This window comes from Gemmatimonadaceae bacterium (assembly GCA_020852815.1).
GTDB lineage: Bacteria > Gemmatimonadota > Gemmatimonadetes > Gemmatimonadales > Gemmatimonadaceae > SCN-70-22.
On the sequence record JADZAN010000019.1, the window covers coordinates 141,147 to 162,757 of the forward strand.

Below are 21,611 nucleotides of genomic sequence, written 5' to 3' on the forward strand. Positions count from 1 at the left end.
GAGAAGGTGCGGAAGGTGTACGACTCGCGCGTGAGGGACTCTCCCGCCTATCGTGTAGGGGATGACCGTCATTCAACAACTCCGGTACGGGGAGCTCGGGGAGCCCATCATGCGCCGAACCGTCGCCATCGTCCTCTTCGACGACGTCGAGGTCCTCGACTTCGCCGGCCCTTTCGAGGTTTTCTCGGTCTGCGGACGCAGGTCGCAACTCGATCCCTTCGACGTCTACACGGTGTCGGAGCGCGGCCAGACGATCCGCGCGCGGAACGGGCTCGTCGTCACGCCGCTGCACTCCTTCGAGAGCGCGCCGCACCCCGACCTCCTGCTCGTCCCAGGCGGCTTTGGCACGCGGCGGGAGATGAAGAACCCGGTGATGCTGGAGTGGATTGCCCGAACCGGAGCGTCGAGCGAGTACCTCCTCTCGGTGTGCACGGGGGCGCTGGTGCTGGCGTGCGCGGGGCTGCTCGACGGACTCGCCGCCACCACGCATCACCTCGCGTTCGATGAGCTGCGCGCGGTCGCACCAGTGACGACCATCCGCGACGGCGCGCGCATCGTCGACAATGGGCGGGTGATTCTCTCGGCGGGGGTGAGCGCCGGCATCGACATGTCGCTCCACGTGGTCGCGCGCCTGCTTGGCGAGGACCTCGCGCTGGAGACGGCGCGCTACATGGAGTACGAAGGCGACTGGCATCAGCACGCGCGCCAATGACGCGATCAAGCGCACGGGGGCGCCGCGGCAATCGCCGGACGCCCCCGCGCGCTCGATCGCGGCGAGTGGTGCTACTGCCTGACCGCTTCGATGGTGATGTTGATCTCGACTTCATCGCCCAGCATCACGCCGCCCCCCTCGATGGCGCGGTTCCAGGCAACCTTGTAGTCGGTGCGATTGATCCTGGTCGTGGCCTCGAAGCCCATGCGGTCCTTGCCCTGCGCATCCTTCGTGACGCCGTTGTAGCTCCCCTCGAGCACCACCGGCCGGGTAATGCCGCGAATGGTCAGGTCGCCAAAGACCTTCAGCGACTCTCCCTTGAGCTCGACGCGCGAACTCCTGAAGGTGAGCGCCGGAAAGGAGTCGGTGGCGAAGAAGTCATTCGACCGGAGGTGATTGTCGCGCATCTCGTTGTTCGTATCGATGCTCTTGGCGTCGATCGAGACCGAGACGCTCCCATTGGCGAGCGACGCCGGATCGGCGGTGATGCTCCCATCCCACTTGGCGAAGGTGCCGCGCACGCGCGTCACGTAGTGGCGGATGCGGAAGGTGAGTTCGGAGTGTACCGGGTCGATCTTCCAGGTCGGGGTCTGGGCGTACAGGCGGGTGGGTGCGGCGAGGAGGGCAGCGGAGAACGCGAGCAGGAGCAAACGACGCATGGCGACGGCCTCGGGTGAGATGTCTCGTTTGTGAGATATATACCCGTCAATCTTCGGCAGTTCCACTCGCCGTGCCGGTCGACAGCGGATGGTGTAGGCGATAGCCTATCGGCGTCTCTCAACGTCGAGCGCAATGCATCGTCCAACCCGACTCCTACGCGCCGTGGCCGCCTCCGTTGCAGCTGCGCTTGCCTCCAACCCGGCGATCACCGCCACACTCGAGGCGCAGGGGACGCTCGACCTCTCGGCGCTCCGGGCGCGCTCCATCGGTCCGGCGAACATGAGCGGGCGAATCGTCGACATCGCGGTCAACGAGGCGAACGCGTACGAGTTCTACGCGGCCAGCGCGACGGGCGGGATCTGGAAGACGACCGACAATGGCGTGACCTGGGCCCCCGTCTTTCATCGCGAGCGTGTGCATTCGATCGGGGCGATTACCGTCGACCAGCGCGACCCGCGCATCGTCTGGGTGGGAACCGGGGAGGCGACCAACCGGCAGAGTTCCGGGTGGGGCGACGGCGTCTACAAGTCGACAGATGCGGGCAGGACGTGGACGAATGTCGGCCTGCGCGAGAGCAAGCATATCGCGCGCATCGCCGTCGACCCCGGCAACTCCGACGTCGTCTACGTCGCCGTCCCGGGGCACCTGTGGGGAGCGAATCCGGAGCGCGGTCTCTACAGGTCGATCGATGGTGGCGCCACGTGGACGCGCATCCTGGCCCGGGATGAGGACACTGGTGTCGTCGACGTCGCGCTCGACCCGTCCGATCCCTCCATCGTGTATGCCGCGCTCTATCAACGCCGCCGTGCACCGTTCGGCTTCGTGGGCGGTGGACCAGGGAGCGGTCTGTACAAGAGTACCGATGCCGGGCGCACCTGGCGCCAGCTCACCAACGGACTTCCCACGGGAACGGTGGGGCGTATCGGGATCTCGATCTACCGCAAGGACCCGCGCGTCGTCTACATCTCCCTCGAGCAGGGAGCGCGCTACACGTCGTCCATTTCATACGGACAGCGGCTGGGAGGCGTGTTCCGCTCCGAGGACAAGGGTGAGACGTGGCGCCACATGAGCGACTGGAACCCGCGCCCCGCCTACTCGTCGCAGATCCGTGTGGACCCCAGCGACCAGGGGCGCATCTACATGGTGCAGTACTCGGTGAGCGACGACAGCGGCAAGACGTTTGTGGAGCCGCGCCAGACGCTGCACGGCGACGACCGCGTGGTGTGGGTGGACCCGCGCGATTCTCGTCACCTCATCAAGGGCGATGACGGTGGTGTTGGCATCAGCTACGATCGCGGAAGGAAGTGGCTGTACGTGGCCTCGCTCCCGGTCTCGCAGTTCTACCACGTCTCGGCGAGCACGTCGTCTCCCTACTTCGTGTGCGGGGGCCTGCAGGACAACGGGAGCTGGTGCGGCCCGAGCCAGACGTACTCCACGCAGGGCATTCTCAACGACGACTGGTACCGCGTGGGCGGCGGCGACGGCTTTCACAACGTGATCGACACGACGGACAATCGCACCGTCTATTCCTCGTCGCAGTACCTCGGCATCACGCGCGTGGACGTGCAGACGCGCGAGGCGAAGAACCTGCGCCCGACGGTGAAGGAGGGTGAAGGTCCAAAGCTCGGCAACTGGGGTGCGCCCGATCCCAGGGTCGGAAAGAAGATCCCCCCCGCCGGGTGGAACTCGCCCTTCGTGATCTCGGCCCACGACGCGCGGACCGTCTATGCCGGGATGGCGGTGCTGTGGACGAGCAACGATCGCGGTGACACCTGGCGCGCGTTAGGCAACCCGACCACCGGCGTGGACCGGCGATCGCTCACCATCATGGGACAGCCGCCGGAAGCGCACACGCTCTCGCTCGACGACGGCGTCTCGTACTACCCGACGGTGTCGGCGTTCAGCGAGTCGCCGCGCGTCGCAGGACTCCTGTACGTGGGGACCGACGACGGCAACGTGAAGCGCTCGCGCGATGGCGGGCGCACATGGAGCGATCTCACGTCGCGCTTTCCTGGCGTGCCGAAGCAGACGTGGGTCGCCTCGCTCTTCGCGTCGAGGCACGCCGCCGGGACGGTCTACGCCGCCTTCGACGGCCACCAGGCAGACGACTACACCAACTACCTCTTCAAGTCGACCGACTACGGCGACACGTGGAGCCCCATCGTCAACGACCTCCCCGCCGAGCGAACGATCAAGGTGATCGTCGAGGATCCGCGCAACGCGCAGCTCCTGTACCTCGGCACCGAGTTCGGCCTGTACTTCTCGATCGATGGCGGCGCGCACTGGTCGCCCTTCGACGGCGGGCTCCCGACGGTTCCGATCAACGACCTCGTGATCCAGCCACGCGAGAACGACCTGGTGCTGGGCACGCACGGGCGCGGGATCTGGATCGTGGACCAGGTGCACGCGCTGCAGGAGATGACACCGGCGGTGCGCGCGAGTTCGGCGCACCTGTTCTCCATCGCACCGGCCTCGATGACGCGTATGTCGAGCACCAAGGCGCACGCGGGCGACCTTGTCTTTCGCGGGGAGAACCCGCCCGTGGGAGCGATCATCGACCTGTGGGCGCGCGACGGCGTGCCGGAGGGGACCGTCGTCACGATCCACGGCGCGTCGGGGCGCGAGGTTGCGCGCGTACCGGTAGCCGCCAGGAGCAACGGCGGCGTGGTCCGCGTGGTGTGGAACCTGCGGCATCCCGAGCTGCGCGCCGGGCGCGGCGGCGGTGACGACGACGATCCGTTCGGCGGCGGCCTGCCCGGGCGCTGGGCAACGCCTGGGACCTACGAGGCGCGCGTGACGTTAGGCGGCCAGTCGCTCGCCCGCCGCTTCGAGGTTCGCGAAGATGCGCGCGTGCGCCTTGCCCCGCTGGCGCGCCAGCAGTGGACCGAGTCGCTGGACCGCATCGCCGCGCTCTACCGTGATGCCGCGGCACTCACCGACTCGGCGCGCGGCGAGGTCAAGCGGCTGGAGGGAGCGTCGCCGCGCGACGAGCGCCGGGTGAGCGAGGCGCGCGACGTGGCGGAGACGGCCGCCGAACTCGTGCAGCGCATCGCGGCGCTGTACGGCAACACGGTTCGCGTCTCCGAGCCACCAACGACCGACCAGCGCGCGCAGATGGGATACTTCCCGACGGTGCTCAAGAGCCTGCAACTGCGTTGGGCTGCGCTGGGAACGCGCTCCTGACGGGCGCACGCACCGCGTCCCTGCACCGCCCCCGGGCCGCAGGGCTCGGGGCGGTGGCGCGCCTCGCCGCCGCGATCTCGCGCGCCGGTGTGAACTCGAGCGCCGTGGTCATCGCGCTCGCCATGGCTGCGACGGCCTGTGCGCCTGCCACGTCGCCTGGGGGCGCGCGGCAGGGCGCGCGTGACCTGCGCTGGGGCGGCGACGCGGAGGGCGGTGCCCCCTTCGTGGAGTCGGACCCGACGCATCCCGACAGCATGCGCGGCTTCGACGTCGAGATTGCCGAGATGCTGGCCCGCGGGTTGGGGCGCACGCCGCGGTTTGTGCAGGTGGCCTATCAGTCGATTGCACCGTCGGTGGAGCGCGGCGACTTTGACGTGGGGCTCTCGGGCATCGAGGATCGCGCCGACCTTCACGACCTCTACGCGCTGTCGCTCCCCTACTTCCAGTTTCGCGAAGTCCTGGCGGTTCGCCCCGCCGACACGTCGCGCTATCGCGCGCTTGCCGACCTCCGGGGGCGGCGCGTAGCGACCCTCGGCGCCACACTCGCCTATCAGATGCTGCTCGAGGCGCAGGCGTCGCACGGCGTGCTGCCGGTATCGTACGACGACGACGTGCATCCCTACAGCGACCTGGTGGCCGGGCGCGTGGACGCGGTCCTGCTCGACCATGTGATCGCCGAGCGATCGCTGCGTCGCATGGGTGGCTTCACGGTCCAGCCTAACGCCTTGGCGCGCGGGCACTACGTGGCGGTCTTCGCGCGCGCCGACACTGCGCTGCGCGACTCGGCCAACGCCATCCTTCGGGAACGCATGCGCGACGGAAGCCTCGAGCGGACGTTTCGGCGATGGCAGGTGTGGGATGCGGACCAGGCGTCGCACTTCACCACGGTACTCTCGGATTCGGTGGCGCGTGCCGTGGCAGCGCGGGTGCCGGCCACGACGACCGTCGCCCGTTACCTCCCCGCCCTGCTGCGCGGTGCGGGGCTCACGCTCGTCCTCTCCTGCCTGGCGATGCTGTTCGCCGTGGTCCTCGGGGTGGCGATTGCAGCTGGGCGCGTGTACGGCACGACACTCGTACGCGCCTTGCTCACGGTCTACGTGGAGGTGATGCGCGGCACGCCGGTGCTGCTGCAGCTCTTCGTGCTGTACTACGGGCTCTCGAGTGTCGTGCGCCTGCCCGCCTTCCTGGCCGCGATGATCGGGCTGGGCCTGAATTACGCCGCGTACGAATCGGAAATCTATCGCTCGGCGCTGGTGGCGATCTCGCCGTTGCAGCTGGAGGCAGCGAGGACGCTGGGGCTGTCGGAGTGGCAGGTGCTGCGCCTGGTCCGCGCGCCGCAGGCCTTCCGGCTCGCGCTGGCCCCGATGACCAATGACTTCGTGGCGCTCCTCAAGGACTCGTCGCTCGTCTCGGTCATCACGGTGGTGGAGCTGACGAAGGCGACGTCGATCTACGCCACCAACATCGGCAGCTGGCTCGTGCCCGGCGTGCTGTGCGGGGCGATGTACCTCGCCATGTCGCTCCCGCTGTCGCGCGCGGCGCGCCGCCTCGAGCAGCGGTGGAGCCCCCGATGAGCGCCTCGCTCGAGATTCGCGGGTTGTGCACCACGCGTGGGGAGCGCGAGATCCTGCGCGGCGTCAACCTCGACGTTGCGCCCGGGGAGATCTGCGCCCTGATGGGTGTGTCGGGTGCCGGCAAGTCGACGGTGCTGCGCTCCATTGCCGCACTCCAACCATTCACGGCAGGCGTGATTCGCGTGGGTGACGTGACGCTGCGCGCGGGGGCGCTGCCCGGTGAGGGCGCGCTGCACCCCCTGCGGCGCACGGTCGGAATGGTCTTCCAGGCCCATGCCCTGTTCGAGCATCTCACGGTGCTGGACAACATCTCCCTTGCGCCCGTGCACGCGCTGGGCTGGACGCGCGCGCGCGCCGACGAGGTCGCACGTGCGCTGCTCGAGTCGCTGGGCGTGCTGCACCGCGTCGCGGCGCTCCCCCGCGAGCTGTCGGGAGGCGAGGCGCAGCGCGTGGCGATTGCCCGCGCGCTGGCCCCCGATCCCCTGCTCCTCCTGATGGACGAGCCCACGTCGGCCCTCGATCCCGCGCGCCGCGGTTCGTTAGGCGAGACGCTGCGTGCGCTGGCCGCCACCGGTCGCTCGCTCCTGATCTCGACGCACGATGTGGCCTTCGCGCGCAGTCATGCCGACCGCGTCGCCGTCCTGTCGAAGGGGACGATGGTCGAGTGCGGCGCCGCCGACGCGGTCCTCACGCGCCCGCAGCACGTGGCCACGCGCGAACTCCTCAGCGCCGGACGCGACGACTGACGCCTTGCGTCACGGCGCGGGACGCACCCGGCTGCCGTCGACGATGCGCTCGTCGGGACGCACGATCACCAACGCGCCGGCGGCGAGACCGCCGGTCACCTCCACCTCGCGCCCGCCGCGACGCCCGATGCGCACCTCGTGGCGGCGCGCGCGCCCATCCACTAGCGCGAGCACGGCCCACCCGGAATCGAGCGGAACGAGCGCCGACGACGGGATGCGCAGCACGCGATCTCCCTGCCACAGGATGATGCTGACGTCGACCTCGAAGGCGTCGCCCAGTCCCGACACCGGCTGCTCGAACTGCCCGATCACGTTGACGCGCTGCTCGTCGACGCCGAGCGCCGAGCGCTTGGTGAAGGCCGCGGGCTCGATTCGCGAGACACGCGCCAGCATCGGCGGGCGTCCCGAGCTCCGTACCTCCATCGTCATGCCGACGGCGACCTGCGACGCATCGCGCGAGAGAATGTCGCTCACCACTTCGAGGCTCGCCGGGTCGCCCACCTCGACAAGTGGCGTGCCAGCCATCACGACCCGGTCGTGCGCCTCGAAGACGCGGAGCACGCGTCCGCGAATGGGCGATGGCACGCGCACAGCGCTCGCGCTCCCTGACGCGGGACTGGCGCCGAGCAGCGCGGCGCGGGCGGCCCGCTCTCCTTCGCGCGCCGCGTTCACACGGGCGTTGGCCACGTCCAGTTCGCGCTCGCGGTCCAGCACCAGCCGCTCCGCTTCTTCGCGCTGGCGGTCGGATAGGGCGCCTTCGGCCGCCAGGCGCACGGCGCGCGAGCGGTCGCGTCGCGCCTCGTCGAGCGCGAGTTGCACCTGCGCGACCTGCGAGCGTGCCTCGCGCGTGCGGCTCGCGGCCTGCGCAATGAGGGCGCTCCCCTCGGCGCGCGCGCGCGCATCCAGCGGCGCCGGATGCATCGTCGCCACGACCCCGTTGGCGGCGACCGAATCGCCGGGGACGAGGCGATTCTCATCGACACGACCGGTGATCGGCGCCGCGATCTCCACGTGGTCGCGCACGCGCGTGCGCCCATCCTCCTCCAGCGTCACCCGCAGCGACCCGAACGTGGCGGGGACGATCTCGACGGCGAGCGGCGCCGGGCGCATGCGCCACGACACCGCCCCCACCACGACGACGGCCCCAACGATCCACAGCGCTCTCGCGCGCGTCATGAGCATGGTGCTACTCCCTGGTCTTGAGTACCGCCACGAGGTCGAGGCGATCCACGCGCCGCCGCACCGCCACCGCCGAGAGCGCGGCGGCCATGGCAATGACGCCGGCACCGAAAAGGTACGTCGCGGGGCGCGCCACGACAGGAATGCGGAACAGCGCCGACTCGAAGCGCACCGCGATCAACCATGTGAGAAGGTACGCGACCGCAAAGGCCACCGGGAACGACGCCACCGTGAGCGCCCCTTGCTCGCCCGTGAGCATCCCGCTCACCTCGCCGCGCGTGAAGCCAAGGATGCGCAGCGACGCCATCTCGCGGCCACGTTCGGAGAGTGCGACGCGCGCGCCGTTGTACACGATCCCGGCCGCGATGACACAGGCAAAGCCCAGGGTGAAGGCGAGCGAGATCGAGAAGCTCTCGGCGATGGTGCGCTCGAAGCTCCCCAGCATCGCGCTCCGGACCGACACGCCGCTCACCACCGGCATTGCCTTGAGATGACGATACAGCGAATCGATGCGCCGCGGATCCGCGCGGAGCACAACGCCCGTGAAGACCGGCGTGCCGCCCTCGAGCCGCTGCAGCGCAGCGGGCGCCATGTAGGCGGCGGTGCCCAGCATGTCGTCGTTTGTTCCCGAGACCTCCACGCGCGCCACGCGCCGCTCCCCTTCCAGGAACTCCAGTTGCAACGCATCGCCGCGGCGGGCGCCGAGCTTCTCGGCGAGTGCCGAGGACAGGAGGATCCCCTCGCTCGGCACCTGGCGGATGGTCCCGTCGATATCGACCACGCGGCGGAGCGCGGCGTGCGGCGGAAAGGCGACGATCGCCGTCCGGTAGCTGCGCTCGTGGTGCCGCAGGCGCGCCGGCACCATGCGAAAGCCCTCGGCCTCCTGCACGCCGACCGCGCGCGCCACCTCGCGCACCCCCTCCTCGCGCAGTGGTTCGCGAAACGTGACCGTCACGTCGCCGCGGTCGACCACGTGAAACTGCTGCAGCTTGATGTAGTCCACCGAATCGAAGAGTCCTTGCGTGGCAATCACCAGTCCGCCGGCCAGCGCCAACCCGAGGATGGAAAGCATCGTCCTGCCGGGGCGCCGCTCGAGGTTGCGTGCGACCACGAGGTGTCGCGGAGACTTCGTGACCCACGACAGCGCACGCTCCAGGCTCCCGCGCCGGAAGCGCGCCGGAGCCTCGGGGCGCATGGCCTCCGCCGGCGGGAGCGCGACGCCGCGCATCACGGCGCCTAACGCGCCCAACAGGCCGGAGACGACGCCGATCGCCGCGGCGGCCAGGACGATGCTCCAGTCCGGCGTGAAGGCGGCGGCTGGGAACTGGTAGAACCGCGCGTAGACGAGTGCCAGTTGCCCAGCCGACCACAGCCCGAACACCGTCCCGGCCACCACGCCCGCGAGCACGGGGACCATGGCCAGGAGGAGGTAGTGCTGCGCCACCGTCACGTTGGAGAACCCAAAGGCTTTGAGCGTCGCGATCTGCTCGCGCTGCATGTTGACGAGTCGCGACAGGACCACGTGCAGCAGGAAGGCGGTGACCGCGAGGAAGATCGCCGGGAGGAGGATGCTGGTGACTTGCGTCTCGTCGATCTCGCCGTCGAGGAACTGCGACGAGACCTGGTCGGCTCGCGCGTACGCACCGCCGGTGCCGAACGGCGCCAGGAGGGTGTCGACGCGTTCCAGCACCGGCGCCACCGCCGCACCAGGCGCAAGGGCGAGCGCGAGGTCGTTGAAGGCCCCCACGAGGTCGAAGGGAGCGGCCAGCGCCCCCCGCGCCATCCAGAGGATGCCAAAGCGCCGGTTGTCGGGAAAGAGCCCGCCGCTGGCGATCTCGTAGACGTACTCCGGCGAGACACCGACACCAACGAGCCGCAGCCAGCGCCGTCGTCCGTTCAGGACCACCCCCACCGAGTCGCCGAGTGAGAGCGCGTTGGCCGTCGCGAAGGCGCGCGAGGCAATGACCTCGTCGTCGCGCGATGGTTCAGGCCAGCGTCCGGCCGTCAGGTGCACCTCGTTGAGCGCGGTGGTACGCGGCACCGGAATCGAGACGAGCCGCACCACGGCCGGCTCGGCGAGTCGCGGGACGTCGGCGACGACCTCCATGACGACACGGGCGTCGACGGCGGCCACGCCTCGTATCGCGCGCAAGCGCTCGAGCGACTGCAGGGGCGCGCGACGCAGCGACACGAAGACGTCGGCGAAGCGCGACGACGCATAGTACGCATCGCGCGAGTGCCGCAGGTGGCCATGCATGGAGCGGAGCGCAACAAAGGTCGCGATCCCGCAGGCCACCACCGCGGCAATGGCGCCCATCTGCCCGCGATAGTGCCAGGCGTCGCGCAGGAGCTTGCGCTTCAGCGTGCGCATGGTCACCAGTCCAGCTCGCGCGGCGCCACCTGCCGCTCGTTGGTGACTTCCTCCACGATGCGTCCGCTCCGCATGCGCAGCACGCGATGCGCCATTTGCGCGATGGTCGCGTTGTGCGTGATGACGACGGTGGTGGTTCCCATCTCGCGGTTGATGTCGGCCAGCGCCTCGAGGACCACCACGCCGGTCTCCGCGTCGAGGGCGCCGGTGGGCTCGTCGCACAGCAGGACGTCGGGGCGCTTGGCGAGGGCGCGGGCGATGGCGACACGCTGCTGCTCTCCGCCCGACAGCTGCGACGGAAAGTGGTCCAGCCGCGACGCAAGCCCAACACGCGCCAGCGCCTCCTCGGCGGTCATGGGGTGCGCCGCGATCTCGGTAACCAGCGCCACGTTCTCGCGCGCCGTGAGACTCGGGATGAGGTTGTAGAACTGGAACACGAAGCCGACGTGCTCGCGCCGATAGCGCGTCAGCTCTCCTTCGTTGGCCGCCACCAGGTCGTGGTCGCGAAAGCGCACGTCGCCGCTGGTGGGCGCGTCGAGCCCGCCGAGGATATTGAGGAGGGTCGACTTGCCGCTGCCGGATGGGCCGAGGATGACGACAAACTCGCCGGCGAAGAGGTCGAGGTCGACGCCTTGCAGCGCCTTGACGTCGACGTCGCCCATGCGGTAGGTCCTGGCAAGGGCGCGCGCACGGAAGATCGCTTCGCGGGGCATGGGCGCGTCACGGAAGCCGTGTCGCCTGGAACGCCACGAGTTGCCACCGCCCCCCGCGCTCGACCCACACATCGGTGAATCGAATGCGATAGGGCGAGGGCTGCGCCTTGAGCTTGACGCGCAGGAGTCCCGTCACCACGCCGGTGGACCCATAGGCGCGAGCGCGCAGCGAATCCGGGGTTAGGTAGTCGAGCGCATAGGGTCCACCGGGCCCCACCTCGGCAAGGACAGTGCGCTTGTCATCGAAGGCGCCGCTGGAGCGGGCGTAGGTCAGGTCGGGGGCCAGCAGCGAGTCGAGGGCGGCGCGATTGGCGGTGAAGTCGGCGCTCACGCGTGCCTCCGTCAGGCGCAACAATCGCTGCTCGGCCGCGGTCTGCGCACGCCCCGCGACCGGCATCACGAGGGCGGCCACGGCCGCCGAGGCCGCGAGCACGACACGCAGCGCGTTGTTTCGAACGATCGCCGAGTTGGAAGACATGGGACGCAGGTGCGGGAAGGGTGAAGGAATGACCCACGACGCAGCGAGGGCGACCGAAGCCGGTCGCCCTCGTCGCGGCGTTCGTGGGAGACGTCGCTCCGCGCTCAGGCCCAGCGGAAGCCGCTCTTCGACAGCGGGAGCGAGCGCACACGCTTGCCCGTCGCGGCGAAGATCGCGTTGCACAGCGCCGGAACCACCGGCGGCAGCGCCGGCTCGCCGATCCCCGTCGGCGAAAAGTCGGTGAGCTTGAAGTGCACCTCCACCGGCGGCGCCTGGCGCATGCGCAGCAGCGGGTACTGGTTGAAGTTCGATTGCTCGGCGCGTCCGGCCTTGATCGTGATTTCCTGCGTCATGGCCTCGGAGAGCCCGTCCAGGACGGAGCCTTGCACCTGCTGCTCCGCACCGCTGGGGTTGATGATCTGGTTGCCGACGTCGCCGGCAACCCAGACCTTGTTCACCTTCACGGCCCCATTGGCGGCCACGCTCGCCTCCACCACCTCGGCAAAGTAGCCGCGATGGCTGAAGTGGAAGGCCACGCCGCGCCCCGTCCCCTTGGGCAGCGTCACCTTTCCCCAGTTGGACTTCTGCGCCACGAGTTCGAGGACGCCGCGCATGCGCCCCGCGTCGTACGCCGCCGACCCGTCCGGGTTGGCCACCAGGCGCGGATCGCCGAGGAGCGCCAGGCGGAAGTCGACCGGATCCTTGCCGGCCGCCTCGGCCAGTTCGTCGATGAACGAGTGGAAGACGTAGGCGAGCGCGTTGCTCCCCGGGGCGCGCAACGGCCCGGTGGGGACGCCGGACGGGATGTTCGTGACGTCGTACTGGAAGTTGGCAATGAAGCGCGACGGGAACTCGGTGGGCGCCATCCCCGCGCTGGGGCCGAAGCGCTCCCCTTCACCAAACGAGACGAAGTGGTTCTTCCAGGCGACGATCTTGCCGGCGGCGTCCACGCCCGCCGTGAGGTTGTGCCACCCCGCGGGACGATAGAAGTCGTGGCGCATGTCGTCCTCGCGCGACCACAGGAGCTTGACCGGGGTCCCTGCTTCCTTCGCGATCCACGCGGCTTCGACCATGTAGTCGTTGCTCAGGCGGCGCCCGAAGCCACCGCCGGCGCGGATCATGTGAATCGTGACCGCCTTCTCGTCCACGCCTAACGTCCTGGCCACGAGCTGGCGCCCCGGCTGCGGGTTCTGCGTGGGGGCCCAGATCTCCACCTTGCCGTCCACGACGGAGGCGGTGCAGTTCTGCGGCTCGAGCGTGGCGTGCGAGATGAACGGGTAGAAGTATGTCGCCGAGACAGTCTTCGCGGCCGTGGCGAGCGCCGCGTCGGGATCGCCGTCCTTGCGCAGCGTCTTGAACGGTGCCGCCTTGGCAAGGCGCGCCGCCTCCGCCGCGTATGTGTCGCTCCCCTGCGAAGCGGTCGCCCCTTCGTCCCACACGACTTGCAGGGCGCCGCGCGCCTTCTGCGCATACCACCACGAGTCGGCGACGATGGCGACCCCGCCGAGCAGTCCGTTCAGCGCCGTCCCGCCCTCGACCACGAAGGCGTCCTTGATCCCGGGCATGGCCCGGATCGCGTCGAGGTTGGCCGACTTCACCTTGCCGCCGAAGACGGGGCACTTCTCGAAGATGGCGTACTTCATTCCCGGGACCGTCACGTCGATCCCAAACAGCGGCTTGCCGGTGACCAGCAGCGGGTTGTCGACCCCCTTGCGGAACTTCCCGATGATCCGGAAATCCCGGGGATTCTTGACCGGCACGCTCTTGAGGTCGGGCGCGGTGAGCGTCGCCGCCCTCGCGACCAGGTGGCCATAGGGCGCCGTGCGTCCCGACGCCTTGTGCTCGACGACTCCGGGCGAGGTGGTGAGTTCCGACGCCGGCACTCCCCAGTTTGAGGCGGCGGCCGCGAGCAGCATCTGGCGCCCGGCCGCACCGATGCGTCGATGCTCGTCCCAGTTCATTGGGGTGGCGGTGCTCCCGCCGGCAAACTGCTGCCCGTACTTGTCGGGCTCACTGTCGCCCTGCACCACCGTCACCTGGTTCCAGTCGACGTCCAGTTCCTCGGCGATGAGCATGGGGAGCATGGTCTTGATCCCCTGCCCGATCTCCGGGTTCTTGTTGACGATCGTGACCTTGCCGTCCGGCGTGAGGCGGATGAAGACGTTGGGACGGAACTCGTCGGCCGCCGCCGGCTGCAACGCGGCCGCGGTGCCGGCGAGCGCCTCCGCGGGGCGCAGGTAGGCGCCCAACAGGAGGCCGCCGCCGGCAATGGCCGACACGCGCAGGAAATCACGGCGATCCACACGCGGGGACATCTCGGTCTTCACGGGCTCGGTGACCCGGGGAGTCGTGAGCGAATCCATGGGGCCTCCTTATGCGTTGTCGTCCCCCGGCCGCCCGGCCGGGGTCGTGGCCGGCTGCTCCGTGCCGGCTGCCTTGCGGATCGCCGCCTTGATGCGCAGGTACGTCGCGCATCGGCAGAGGTTCCCGTTCATCGCCGTATCGATCTGCTCGTCCGTCGGCTTGGGCGTCCGGGCAAGGAGCGCGGCCGCCGTCATGAGCTGGCCGGCCTGGCAGTAGCCGCACTGCGGGACGTCGAGCTCGTCCCACGCCTGCTGCAGCGCGGTGAGCGTCCCGGCATTGGGCGCCAGCCCCTCGATCGTGACGATCGACGCCCCCTCCGACGCCGCCACCGTCGTGCGGCAGGCGCGCGTTGGCGTACCATCCTTGTGCACGGTGCACGAGCCGCACTGCCCGATACCGCACCCGTACTTGGTCCCCTTCAAGTCGAGGACGTCACGCAGGACCCACAGGAGCGGCATGTCCGCCGGGACATCGACCGTGTGAGTCTTCCCGTTGACCTTGAGTGTGTACGCCATGGTGGGACGCTCTGAGAGGAGGACGATCCTGAAAGGGAGCCAGACCCCGATCGTAATCTTACGCGTTCTTCACGCTACGCGCTGCCTGGCATACGGCCGCGTCCGGCCGCCTGACGCCACGGGGCGAACGGGCGCTACCGCCCCGCCTCGCGCACCACCTCGACCAGGGCATCGCCATAGCGCGCCGCCTTCGCCGCCCCAATCCCGTAGATCCCCTCCAGCGCCGAGACGGTGCGCGGCCGCAGCTCGGCGATCTCGTGCAGGGTGCGGTCGCTGGCCACGACGTATGGCGGAACCCTGCCGGCGCGCGCGAGTTCCAGGCGACGCGCGCGCAGTGCCTGGAAGAGCGCCGCGTCCTCGGCCGAGAGCTCGGAAACCTCGTTGCGCGGACGGCTCCCGCGCGGCGCCACCGCTGAGCGGGGGCGCTCGTGCCGTGGCTGGTCGCTGGGGAGGAGTAGTCGGACCGTTCCTGTCGCGAAGAGCACACGCTTGCCGGCGGGGGTGAGGGCCACCATGGGGCGATCGCCCCCGGTGAAGTCGACCCAACCGGCGGTGACGCAGCGGCGCAGGAGCGCGGTGATCCACGCTTCGCTGCGCCCGCGCAGCGCACCAAAGGTGCGCGTCTCCTGCAGCCCCGATCGCTCGAGGCGCGGATCGGGGGTTCCGGCGAGCAACTTGACCGCGGCCAGCATCCCGAAGCGGCAATGCGTGCGCGCCACCGCGCTCAGCGCCTTGCGCACGGCGATTGCCGTCTCCTCGGCGTCGCTCGCGTTAGGCTCGTCGAGGGCGGTGCAGCTGTCGCAGCGCCCGCACCCCGACAGCGTCTCGGCCTCGTCGCCAAAGTAGCGCAGGATGGCGTCGTGCCGGCAGCTACCGCCCTCGGCCCACCGCATGAGTTCGAGGAAGAGCGACCAGCGGTGTTGCACGCGTGCCTGGTCCACCTCGCCGAAGTCGTTGGGCATCTCCAGCAGCCGGCGGCGCAGGGGGAGGTCGCCTGGGGAATGACACATCACGCCGATGGCATCATCACCATCGCGTCCGGCGCGCCCAACCTCCTGGTAGTACGCCTCGATGGACCCTGGCGGGGCGAGATGAATGACGGCGCGCACATCGGCGCGGTCGATCCCCATCCCGAAGGCGTTGGTCGCCACGATGACGTCGATGGCGCCGTCGCGAAAGCGTTGCTGCGCGCGCTCGCGCACCTCGCCCGACATCCCGGCGTGGTAGCCGTCCACGCGCCACCCCGCGCGCTTGAGGCGTGCGAACTCCTCCTCCGTCTTCTTGCGCGTGGGGGCATAGACGATGGCCGCCCCGCGTGCTCCCCGTGCCCCGCCAATCGCCTCCTGCAGTGCCGCATCGACCACGCGCGACAGGTCGGCGGCGCTTCGCACCTCGTGAACCCGCAATCCAAGGTTAGGGCGAGCGAAGCCGCGCACCAACTGCGGCGTGTCGGCGCCAAGCCCGAGGCGCTCGAGGATCTCGTCGCGCACGATCGGCGTCGCCGTCGCCGTGCAGGCCATCACGCGTGCGTCGGCGAGGTCGGCGACCAACTCGCCGAGCTGGAGGTATTCCGGGCGGAAGTCGTGTCCCCACTCCGAGATGCAGTGCGCCTCGTCGATCGCGACCAGCGGGCAGTCGAGTTCCTTCACCAGGCTGCGGAACCCCGGAAAGGCCAGCCGCTCCGGGGCGACGTAGGCGATCTGGAACTCGCCGCGCGCCAGCGCCGACATCCGGCGGCGCACCTCATCGGCGTCGAGCGTGGCGGCGAGGAAGGTTGCCCGCACGCCGCGTTCGGTGAGCGCGGCCACCTGGTCGTGCATGAGCGACACGAGCGGCGACACCACCAGCGTGGTCCCCGGGAGTACCGTGGCGGGGAGCTGGTAGATGAGTGACTTCCCGCCCCCGGTGGGCGCGACGAGGAGGAGGCGACGAGCGCGGAGGATGGTCTCGATTGCCTCACGTTGCCCGGGGCGAAAGGCGTCGTAGCCCAGTTGCTTGAGGGCGGCGTCGAGGTCGGGGAGCGGGAGGGGGGCGGCGTGCGTCATCGCTCGCAAGTTCACGGGTGACGTGCGCGCGTCGCAACCATTTCATCGCACGATGTGGCAGATTCACGGCGGGGACGGCGCCGCGCGCGCGCGATATCGTCACCCCGCGGCGTTGTGCGCACAGCGCACGAGGAGAACGTCGCGTACTGGAAGGAGCGATTCCCGTCGCCCCCACGCCCAACCTCCCGCGATCCCATCGATGGCCACTCCGAGATCATTTCACGCGCTGTTCCTCGTCACGGCGCTCGCGTTCGCGAACAGTGCGCAGGCCCAACGCCGCGGTGCGGTGAACGAGTACGGCAATCCGCCCAGGCTCGCGCCGGCGCCGACCACGGCGGCCATCACGCCGCGCGACCTCCAGATTCGCCTGTACCAGTTCGCCGACGATTCCATGCAGGGGCGGCAGGTGGGGCGCGCGGGGAACATGAAGGGGACGGCGTACATCGCCGCGGAGCTCAAGCGCCTGGGGCTCGTCGCCGCGGGCGACAACGGCGGCTACTTCCAGACGCTCCCCTATCACCTGCGTTCGTTCACGTCGCACTCGCGCCTCTCCGTCAGCGGCAACCCGCTCACCTGGGAGAAGGACTGGGTCGCCGTGCCCGGGGTGCGGGCGCCACGCCCGGTCGTTGGCGCGGAGGTGATCTTCGGCGGCGTGGCCGGCGACACGTCGCGACAGATCAGTGCGGCCGACGCCGCGGGGAAGTTCGTCGTGGTGCTCGCGGCACCGCCCTCGGCGAACGCGCCCCGTGGCCCTGTGGCGCGCTTCGCGCCTCCACCGCCATCCAGGCTGGGGAGCGCGGCGGCCGTTGCCACGGTCGACCTCGACGCGCTCACGCCGGCGCAGCGTCGCGCGATCAACGAGCCCGTGGTGGCGACGCAGGCGCAGGTGGGGCGCGGTCGTCCCGGGGGGCCGGCGAGCGCCACCGACTCGCTCACGCTCCTCAAGCAGCAGCTCGACCAGCTCGCGCCCCAGGCCATACTCCGCCTGACGAGAGACGGCGCGGCGCGGCTGTTCGGCGTGCAGTCCGTGGAAGGGCTCGCACTCGGCACACGCGGCGGGACGGTGAACGCGTCGCTCGACTACGTGGAGCTGCCCAGCGACTATGCGCGTAACGTCGTCGCGATCCTTCCGGGGAGCGACCGCGCGCTGGCCGGGCAATACGTCGCGCTGGGCGCGCATAACGACCACGTCGGCTTCAACACGCCGGTCGACAAGGATTCGCTCAAGGCATTCAACAACGAGCGCAACCGTCGCCTGCTGGCCAACAACATGATTGCGCTCACCACCGAGCAGCTCTCGGCGATTCGCGTGAACATGGACAGCATCCGCAAGGTGCACCCGGCGGCGCGGCTCGACTCGATCAACAACGGCGCGGACGACGACGGCTCCGGGTCGATGGCGCTGCTCGAGATCGCCGAGTTCCTGTCGTCGCAGTCGGTCAAGCCACGGCGCTCGACCTTGTTCGTGTGGCACACGGGCGAGGAGGCGGGGCTGGTGGGCTCGGCCTTCTTCACGCGCAACCCGACCGTCCCGCTCGACTCCATCGTGGCGCAGCTCAACATCGACATGATCGGGCGCGGACGCGAGGGCGACCTTCCCGGCGGCTCGTCCGACTACCTCGGCGTGGTCGGGTCGTTCTTCGACTCGAAGGACCTGGGCGAAACGGTGGCTCGCGTGAACGGCAAGCAGGCCAGGTCGCTGTCGCTCGACTACAAGTACGATTCCACGCTCAGCTGGACGGGGTACAACAACATCTACGGGCGCTCCGATCACTACAACTACGCGCTGCAGGGGATCCCGATCGCCTTCTTCTTCACCGGGCTGCACGGCGACTACCACCAGCGCACCGACGAGCCCGAGTTCATCGACTATCCGCACTACGCGCGCATCACCAACTACATCCGCGACATCGCGGTCGATGTGTCCAATGGCCCGCGCCCGCGCATCAACGGGACGCGTCCGGCCAAGCCGCCGCGTCCGTCGGTCCCGTAGGCGGGACACGCACGACTCGCGCGATTGCGCTCGGCGCGGGGACGATCCCTCGCCGAGCGCGGCGCTCGCTACCAGCGCATCTCCGCCGTCACGAAGATCGCGCGTGCGGGCAGCACGAAGTAGCGCACCGTGCCTGACGAGGAGACCGACCCGCTGCCATAGCGCTGCGAGTTGCCCAGGTTGGCGCCGCGCACCATGAGGGCGTAGCGATCGCGCGACCAGCGTGCCGTGGCATCGAGCACGTGGTACGACGGGAGCACCCGGTCGGCACTCGACGTGTTGTCAAGGAAGGCGCGCGACTGGAAGCGCCCTTCCACACCCACGGTGAACGACCGGGCGACGGCAACGTCGGCGCGCTGCACGCTCATGAAGCGCGGGGTGAGCAGCGGTTCCACGTTGCGCCGCAGCACCGGCGTGCCACGCGAGGAGTCGGTGAACTGGCGAATGCGGTTGGTGCTCCAGGCCACGTTGCCGCCCAGCGACAGTCGCGACGTCGCGCGCCACGCCGCATCCACCTCGAGGCCGCGACGGTAGCTTTCCCCAACGTTGCGACGAAGCACCGCCCCCGAGGCAGTGGGCGCGCCGATGCGCGCGATGTCGTTACGGAAGTCCATCGAGTAGACGTTGGCCGACAGGTCGTAACGTGCGCGCGCCACGGTGAACCCCGCCTCGAAGTCGCGCACCGTCTCCGGGCGCACGCGGGTGAAGTCGCCGTAGTCGCCCACGTTCGTCGCGTTCAAGTCGTCGTCGCCGGCCAAGAGGTCGCTGCGCGCGGGTTCGCGCGTGGTGGCGCCGTAGGACGCGAAGAGGTTTACGCCATTGGCGAGCGACAGCGTGACGCCGCCTTTGGGGTTGAGGAAGCTCCAGTCGATCGATCTTTCGCTGATTCCCGCGTTGGCGTCCGGCTCGTAGCGGAACTCGGCATGGCGCCCCTGCACGTCGGCGAACCAGCGCAGGCGTCCGACGTCGTACGACGCCTTGAGGAAGGCACTGATGTCCGACTTGTGCCCGGTGTTGTCGTAAAGTGTGGTGGCGGGCTGCAGGTAGCCGCGATGCGCTCTCGCGTAGTCGTTGGCGTTGACGCCCGCAAACACTCGCAGCGCGCCGCGCTGGTGGTTCACCGCGCTGGTGACGCCGTACCAGGTGTGCGCCAGGTTGAAGCGATAGCGATCGGGGAGGTAGAAGTAGTCGTAGCTCCCCGAGGCGGAATTGCGATAGACCGTCGTGTTGAGCGACGTGGCGTCGCTCACGAGGCGGGTATAGGCGAGCGCCACCATCTGCTGCCCAAAGCGATCACGCTCGTCAGGCGCCAGCGGGTTGTATCTGCGGTTGGTGCGCAGCTCGTCCCGCGTCGCCCCCACGTAGGCCAGCGTATCCGAGAGCACGCCAGCCAGCGCCGTGAGCTTGACGATGTCGCGGTCGCCGAAATAGCCGGCGCCGAGCAGCGCCGAGCCACCGGCGACGCCCGCATGTTCGCGATAGCCGTTGGTCTGCAGGACGCCCAGGCGAGCCTGCACGGCGAAGCGGCGCCCCGGCCCGGCGAGCCCGCTGGCGGCGGAGGCGCTGACCCGGCGCGCCCCGAACGACCCCACTTGCAGCTGGACGTCACCGCTCGCCTGGCGCTGCGCCACCGGCATGGTCTCGAAGTTGACCGACCCGGCAAACGACGCCGTGCCGGCGCTCGACGTCCCCACCCCGCGTTGCACCTGCACCGACTGCACGCTCGACATCAGGTCCGCGAAGTTGGCGAAATAGAGGACCTGGTCTTCCATGTCGTTGAGCGGGATCCCGTCGATCGTGATGTTGATGCGCGTCTGGTCCATCCCGCGCAGCCGGAGATAGCTGTATCCCCAGTTGGTCCCGGTCTCGGTGTGCGCCGTCATCGCCGGTGCCGCCCCCACGAGGAGGAGCGGGACGTCCTGCCCGAACTGGCGCTGCCGAATGGCCGCCGCCGGAATCGTCTTTTGCGCGATGGGGGCCGCGTCGGAAGCGCGGATCGCCGTGACCAGCACGCGCTCGATGCGCCGCACGCTGTCGCCCGGCACCGAGTCGCGGCGCGCGGGGAGCGTATCGCGCGCCTGCGCGGCCAGCGATGACGACCAGGCGGTCGCGGCAATGGCGACAACGCGCGCGAGCGGAGTGAAGCGCGCGAACGAAGTTAAGCGCGCGAGCGGTCCAAGGCGTGCGAGCGTTACAGGGCGGGCGCCGATCGATCGGCGCGCACGGCGCGCGGTGCGCGCCTGGGGCAGGCAAGACATCGTTGGACTCCCTACGCCGGTACGAACCGGATCAGGTTCTACGGGACTCTCTCAGCCGGCGATCACTCGCGTCGTCGGCACCCCGGTCATGTGCGCGAAGGTTAATCGGGCAACACCGCGCGGCGAAAGCCCTCAGGCGCGCCGCGCGCCTCGACGGGAGCGCACGCCGAGTGCGCCCCCGCTGCCTGCGGCATCACTTCACGATCCGGCGCTCCACCGAGGTCTTGAGATCCTCCTCGATGACCGGTGAGCGCAACAGATCGCGCACGCGCTCCAGGCGCGACATGGCCACGTCGTTCCGCTTGGCCTTCTGCCACAGGATCGCTGCCTCGAACGTTGCCCTGAGTTCCATCGTCGGGTCGCCGAAGCGCGCCGCCTCCTGCGCCGTCTCGTCGAGCGTGGTTGCCGCGTCGACCACCTTCCCCTGGAAGAGCTGCGCACCGGCCATGCGCCACAGGGCCGTCCCCGAATAGATGCGCGCCTCGCGCTGTTCGGCGGCAATTGCCTTGTAGAGCTTGATGGCCTCGGCGTCGCGTCCGTTCACCGAGGCGGCGTCTGCCTGGGCCAGGAGGCGTTGCAGCCTCTCGGGATCGGGGGCCGGTTCCACCCTGGTGGTCGCCGGGACATAGGACCTCGAGGCGAGCGATTGCAGCGCGAGCGCGGGGGCTGCTGCCAGGGGGAGGGCAAGCGCGCTGAGCAGGATGCGAGTGGCAGGGCGCATGACGAGTACCTCCGTATGGGGAATCGCGAGCGCATCGCACCATGGGTGCACTCGCGTGGTAGCCAGTCAGACGCCTGCGGCGCGTGCAGAGATTCGCCG

15 protein-coding genes and 1 riboswitch are annotated in these 21,611 nt (G+C 69.6%); of the genes, 5 read left to right on the top strand and 10 right to left on the bottom strand.

Annotated features, from left to right (window positions below; genetic code table 11):
• Positions 1–109 precede the first annotated feature (109 nt).
• Complete coding sequence (locus IT359_11545) at positions 110–712, top strand: DJ-1/PfpI family protein (GenBank protein MCC6929614.1); 603 nt, start codon at positions 110–112, stop codon at positions 710–712.
• A gap of 71 nt (positions 713–783) precedes the next feature.
• On the opposite strand, the gene IT359_11550 is transcribed toward IT359_11545, so the two are convergent.
• The gene (locus tag IT359_11550; protein ID MCC6929615.1) at positions 784–1,371 is read right to left on the bottom strand and encodes a YceI family protein; all 588 of its coding nucleotides are present in this window, start codon (positions 1,369–1,371) and stop codon (positions 784–786) included.
• Positions 1,372–1,504: 133 nt separating this feature from the next.
• On the opposite strand from IT359_11550, the gene IT359_11555 reads away from it, so the two are divergent.
• Genes IT359_11555 through IT359_11565 form a run of 3 tightly spaced genes read left to right on the top strand, consistent with a single transcriptional unit; the run spans position 1,505 to position 6,875 of the window.
• A complete protein-coding gene (locus tag IT359_11555; protein ID MCC6929616.1) occupies positions 1,505–4,555 on the top strand; it encodes a hypothetical protein in 3,051 nt (1,016 codons plus the stop codon).
• Between the two features lie 53 nt (positions 4,556–4,608).
• Positions 4,609–6,129, top strand: a complete 1,521-nt coding sequence (locus IT359_11560) for an ABC transporter permease subunit (GenBank protein ID MCC6929617.1) — start codon at positions 4,609–4,611, stop codon at positions 6,127–6,129.
• On the top strand, positions 6,126–6,875 hold the full coding sequence (locus IT359_11565) for an amino acid ABC transporter ATP-binding protein (protein ID MCC6929618.1): 750 nt from the start codon (positions 6,126–6,128) through the stop codon (positions 6,873–6,875). Before IT359_11560 ends, IT359_11565 begins: the two co-directional genes overlap by 4 nt.
• Positions 6,876–6,884: 9 nt before the next feature.
• On the opposite strand, the gene IT359_11570 is transcribed toward IT359_11565, so the two are convergent.
• The 7 genes from IT359_11570 to IT359_11600 all read right to left on the bottom strand — a co-directional run bounded on the left by IT359_11570 (position 6,885) and on the right by IT359_11600 (position 16,540).
• Positions 6,885–8,057 (bottom strand): HlyD family efflux transporter periplasmic adaptor subunit, encoded by a 1,173-nt coding sequence (locus IT359_11570; GenBank protein MCC6929619.1) that lies wholly within the window; start codon positions 8,055–8,057, stop codon positions 6,885–6,887.
• Positions 8,058–8,061: 4 nt separating this feature from the next.
• Positions 8,062–10,425, bottom strand: coding sequence for an ABC transporter permease (locus IT359_11575; GenBank protein ID MCC6929620.1), 2,364 nt, complete (start codon positions 10,423–10,425; stop codon positions 8,062–8,064).
• A gap of 2 nt (positions 10,426–10,427) precedes the next feature.
• Positions 10,428–11,138, bottom strand: coding sequence for an ABC transporter ATP-binding protein (locus IT359_11580; GenBank protein MCC6929621.1), 711 nt, complete (start codon positions 11,136–11,138; stop codon positions 10,428–10,430).
• 7 nt (positions 11,139–11,145) lie between these two features.
• A complete protein-coding gene (locus IT359_11585; GenBank protein ID MCC6929622.1) occupies positions 11,146–11,616 on the bottom strand; it encodes a nuclear transport factor 2 family protein in 471 nt (156 codons plus the stop codon).
• Positions 11,617–11,720: 104 nt separating this feature from the next.
• The gene (locus tag IT359_11590; GenBank protein MCC6929623.1) at positions 11,721–13,979 is read right to left on the bottom strand and encodes a xanthine dehydrogenase family protein molybdopterin-binding subunit; all 2,259 of its coding nucleotides are present in this window, start codon (positions 13,977–13,979) and stop codon (positions 11,721–11,723) included.
• A gap of 9 nt (positions 13,980–13,988) precedes the next feature.
• Complete coding sequence (locus IT359_11595) at positions 13,989–14,495, bottom strand: (2Fe-2S)-binding protein (GenBank protein ID MCC6929624.1); 507 nt, start codon at positions 14,493–14,495, stop codon at positions 13,989–13,991.
• A 134-nt stretch (positions 14,496–14,629) separates the two neighbouring features.
• Entirely contained in the window at positions 14,630–16,540 is a 1,911-nt protein-coding gene (locus tag IT359_11600; GenBank protein MCC6929625.1) for a RecQ family ATP-dependent DNA helicase, read from the bottom strand.
• A 199-nt stretch (positions 16,541–16,739) separates the two neighbouring features.
• Here IT359_11600 and IT359_11605 point away from each other — a divergent pair, with 199 nt between their 5' ends.
• Positions 16,740–18,533: a M28 family peptidase gene (locus IT359_11605; protein MCC6929626.1), complete on the top strand. Its 1,794-nt coding sequence runs from the start codon at positions 16,740–16,742 to the stop codon at positions 18,531–18,533.
• Positions 18,534–18,601: 68 nt separating this feature from the next.
• On the opposite strand, the gene IT359_11610 is transcribed toward IT359_11605, so the two are convergent.
• On the bottom strand, positions 18,602–20,791 hold the full coding sequence (locus IT359_11610; protein ID MCC6929627.1) for a TonB-dependent receptor: 2,190 nt from the start codon (positions 20,789–20,791) through the stop codon (positions 18,602–18,604).
• A riboswitch (TPP riboswitch) is annotated at positions 20,783–20,886 on the bottom strand. It overlaps the preceding gene by 9 nt.
• 98 nt (positions 20,887–20,984) lie before the next feature.
• Entirely contained in the window at positions 20,985–21,512 is a 528-nt protein-coding gene (locus IT359_11615; GenBank protein MCC6929628.1) for a hypothetical protein, read from the bottom strand.
• Between the last annotated feature and the right edge of the window lie 99 nt (positions 21,513–21,611).

Excerpts from the sequence above, each read along its gene's own strand:
- IT359_11545 (MCC6929614.1), top strand. The coding sequence starts at position 110 with ATGCGCCGAACCGTCGCCATCGTCCTCTTCGACGACGTCGAGGTCCTC.
- IT359_11550 (MCC6929615.1), bottom strand. The coding sequence starts at position 1,371 with ATGCGTCGTTTGCTCCTGCTCGCGTTCTCCGCTGCCCTCCTCGCCGCA.
- IT359_11555 (MCC6929616.1), top strand. The coding sequence starts at position 1,505 with ATGCATCGTCCAACCCGACTCCTACGCGCCGTGGCCGCCTCCGTTGCA.
- IT359_11565 (MCC6929618.1), top strand. The coding sequence starts at position 6,126 with ATGAGCGCCTCGCTCGAGATTCGCGGGTTGTGCACCACGCGTGGGGAG.
- IT359_11570 (MCC6929619.1), bottom strand. The coding sequence starts at position 8,057 with ATGCTCATGACGCGCGCGAGAGCGCTGTGGATCGTTGGGGCCGTCGTC.
- IT359_11575 (MCC6929620.1), bottom strand. The coding sequence starts at position 10,425 with ATGCGCACGCTGAAGCGCAAGCTCCTGCGCGACGCCTGGCACTATCGC.
- IT359_11580 (MCC6929621.1), bottom strand. The coding sequence starts at position 11,138 with ATGCCCCGCGAAGCGATCTTCCGTGCGCGCGCCCTTGCCAGGACCTAC.
- IT359_11585 (MCC6929622.1), bottom strand. The coding sequence starts at position 11,616 with ATGTCTTCCAACTCGGCGATCGTTCGAAACAACGCGCTGCGTGTCGTG.
- IT359_11590 (MCC6929623.1), bottom strand. The coding sequence starts at position 13,979 with ATGGATTCGCTCACGACTCCCCGGGTCACCGAGCCCGTGAAGACCGAG.
- IT359_11595 (MCC6929624.1), bottom strand. The coding sequence starts at position 14,495 with ATGGCGTACACACTCAAGGTCAACGGGAAGACTCACACGGTCGATGTC.
- IT359_11600 (MCC6929625.1), bottom strand. The coding sequence starts at position 16,540 with ATGACGCACGCCGCCCCCCTCCCGCTCCCCGACCTCGACGCCGCCCTC.
- IT359_11605 (MCC6929626.1), top strand. The coding sequence starts at position 16,740 with ATGGCCACTCCGAGATCATTTCACGCGCTGTTCCTCGTCACGGCGCTC.
- IT359_11610 (MCC6929627.1), bottom strand. The coding sequence starts at position 20,791 with ATGTCTTGCCTGCCCCAGGCGCGCACCGCGCGCCGTGCGCGCCGATCG.
- IT359_11615 (MCC6929628.1), bottom strand. The coding sequence starts at position 21,512 with ATGCGCCCTGCCACTCGCATCCTGCTCAGCGCGCTTGCCCTCCCCCTG.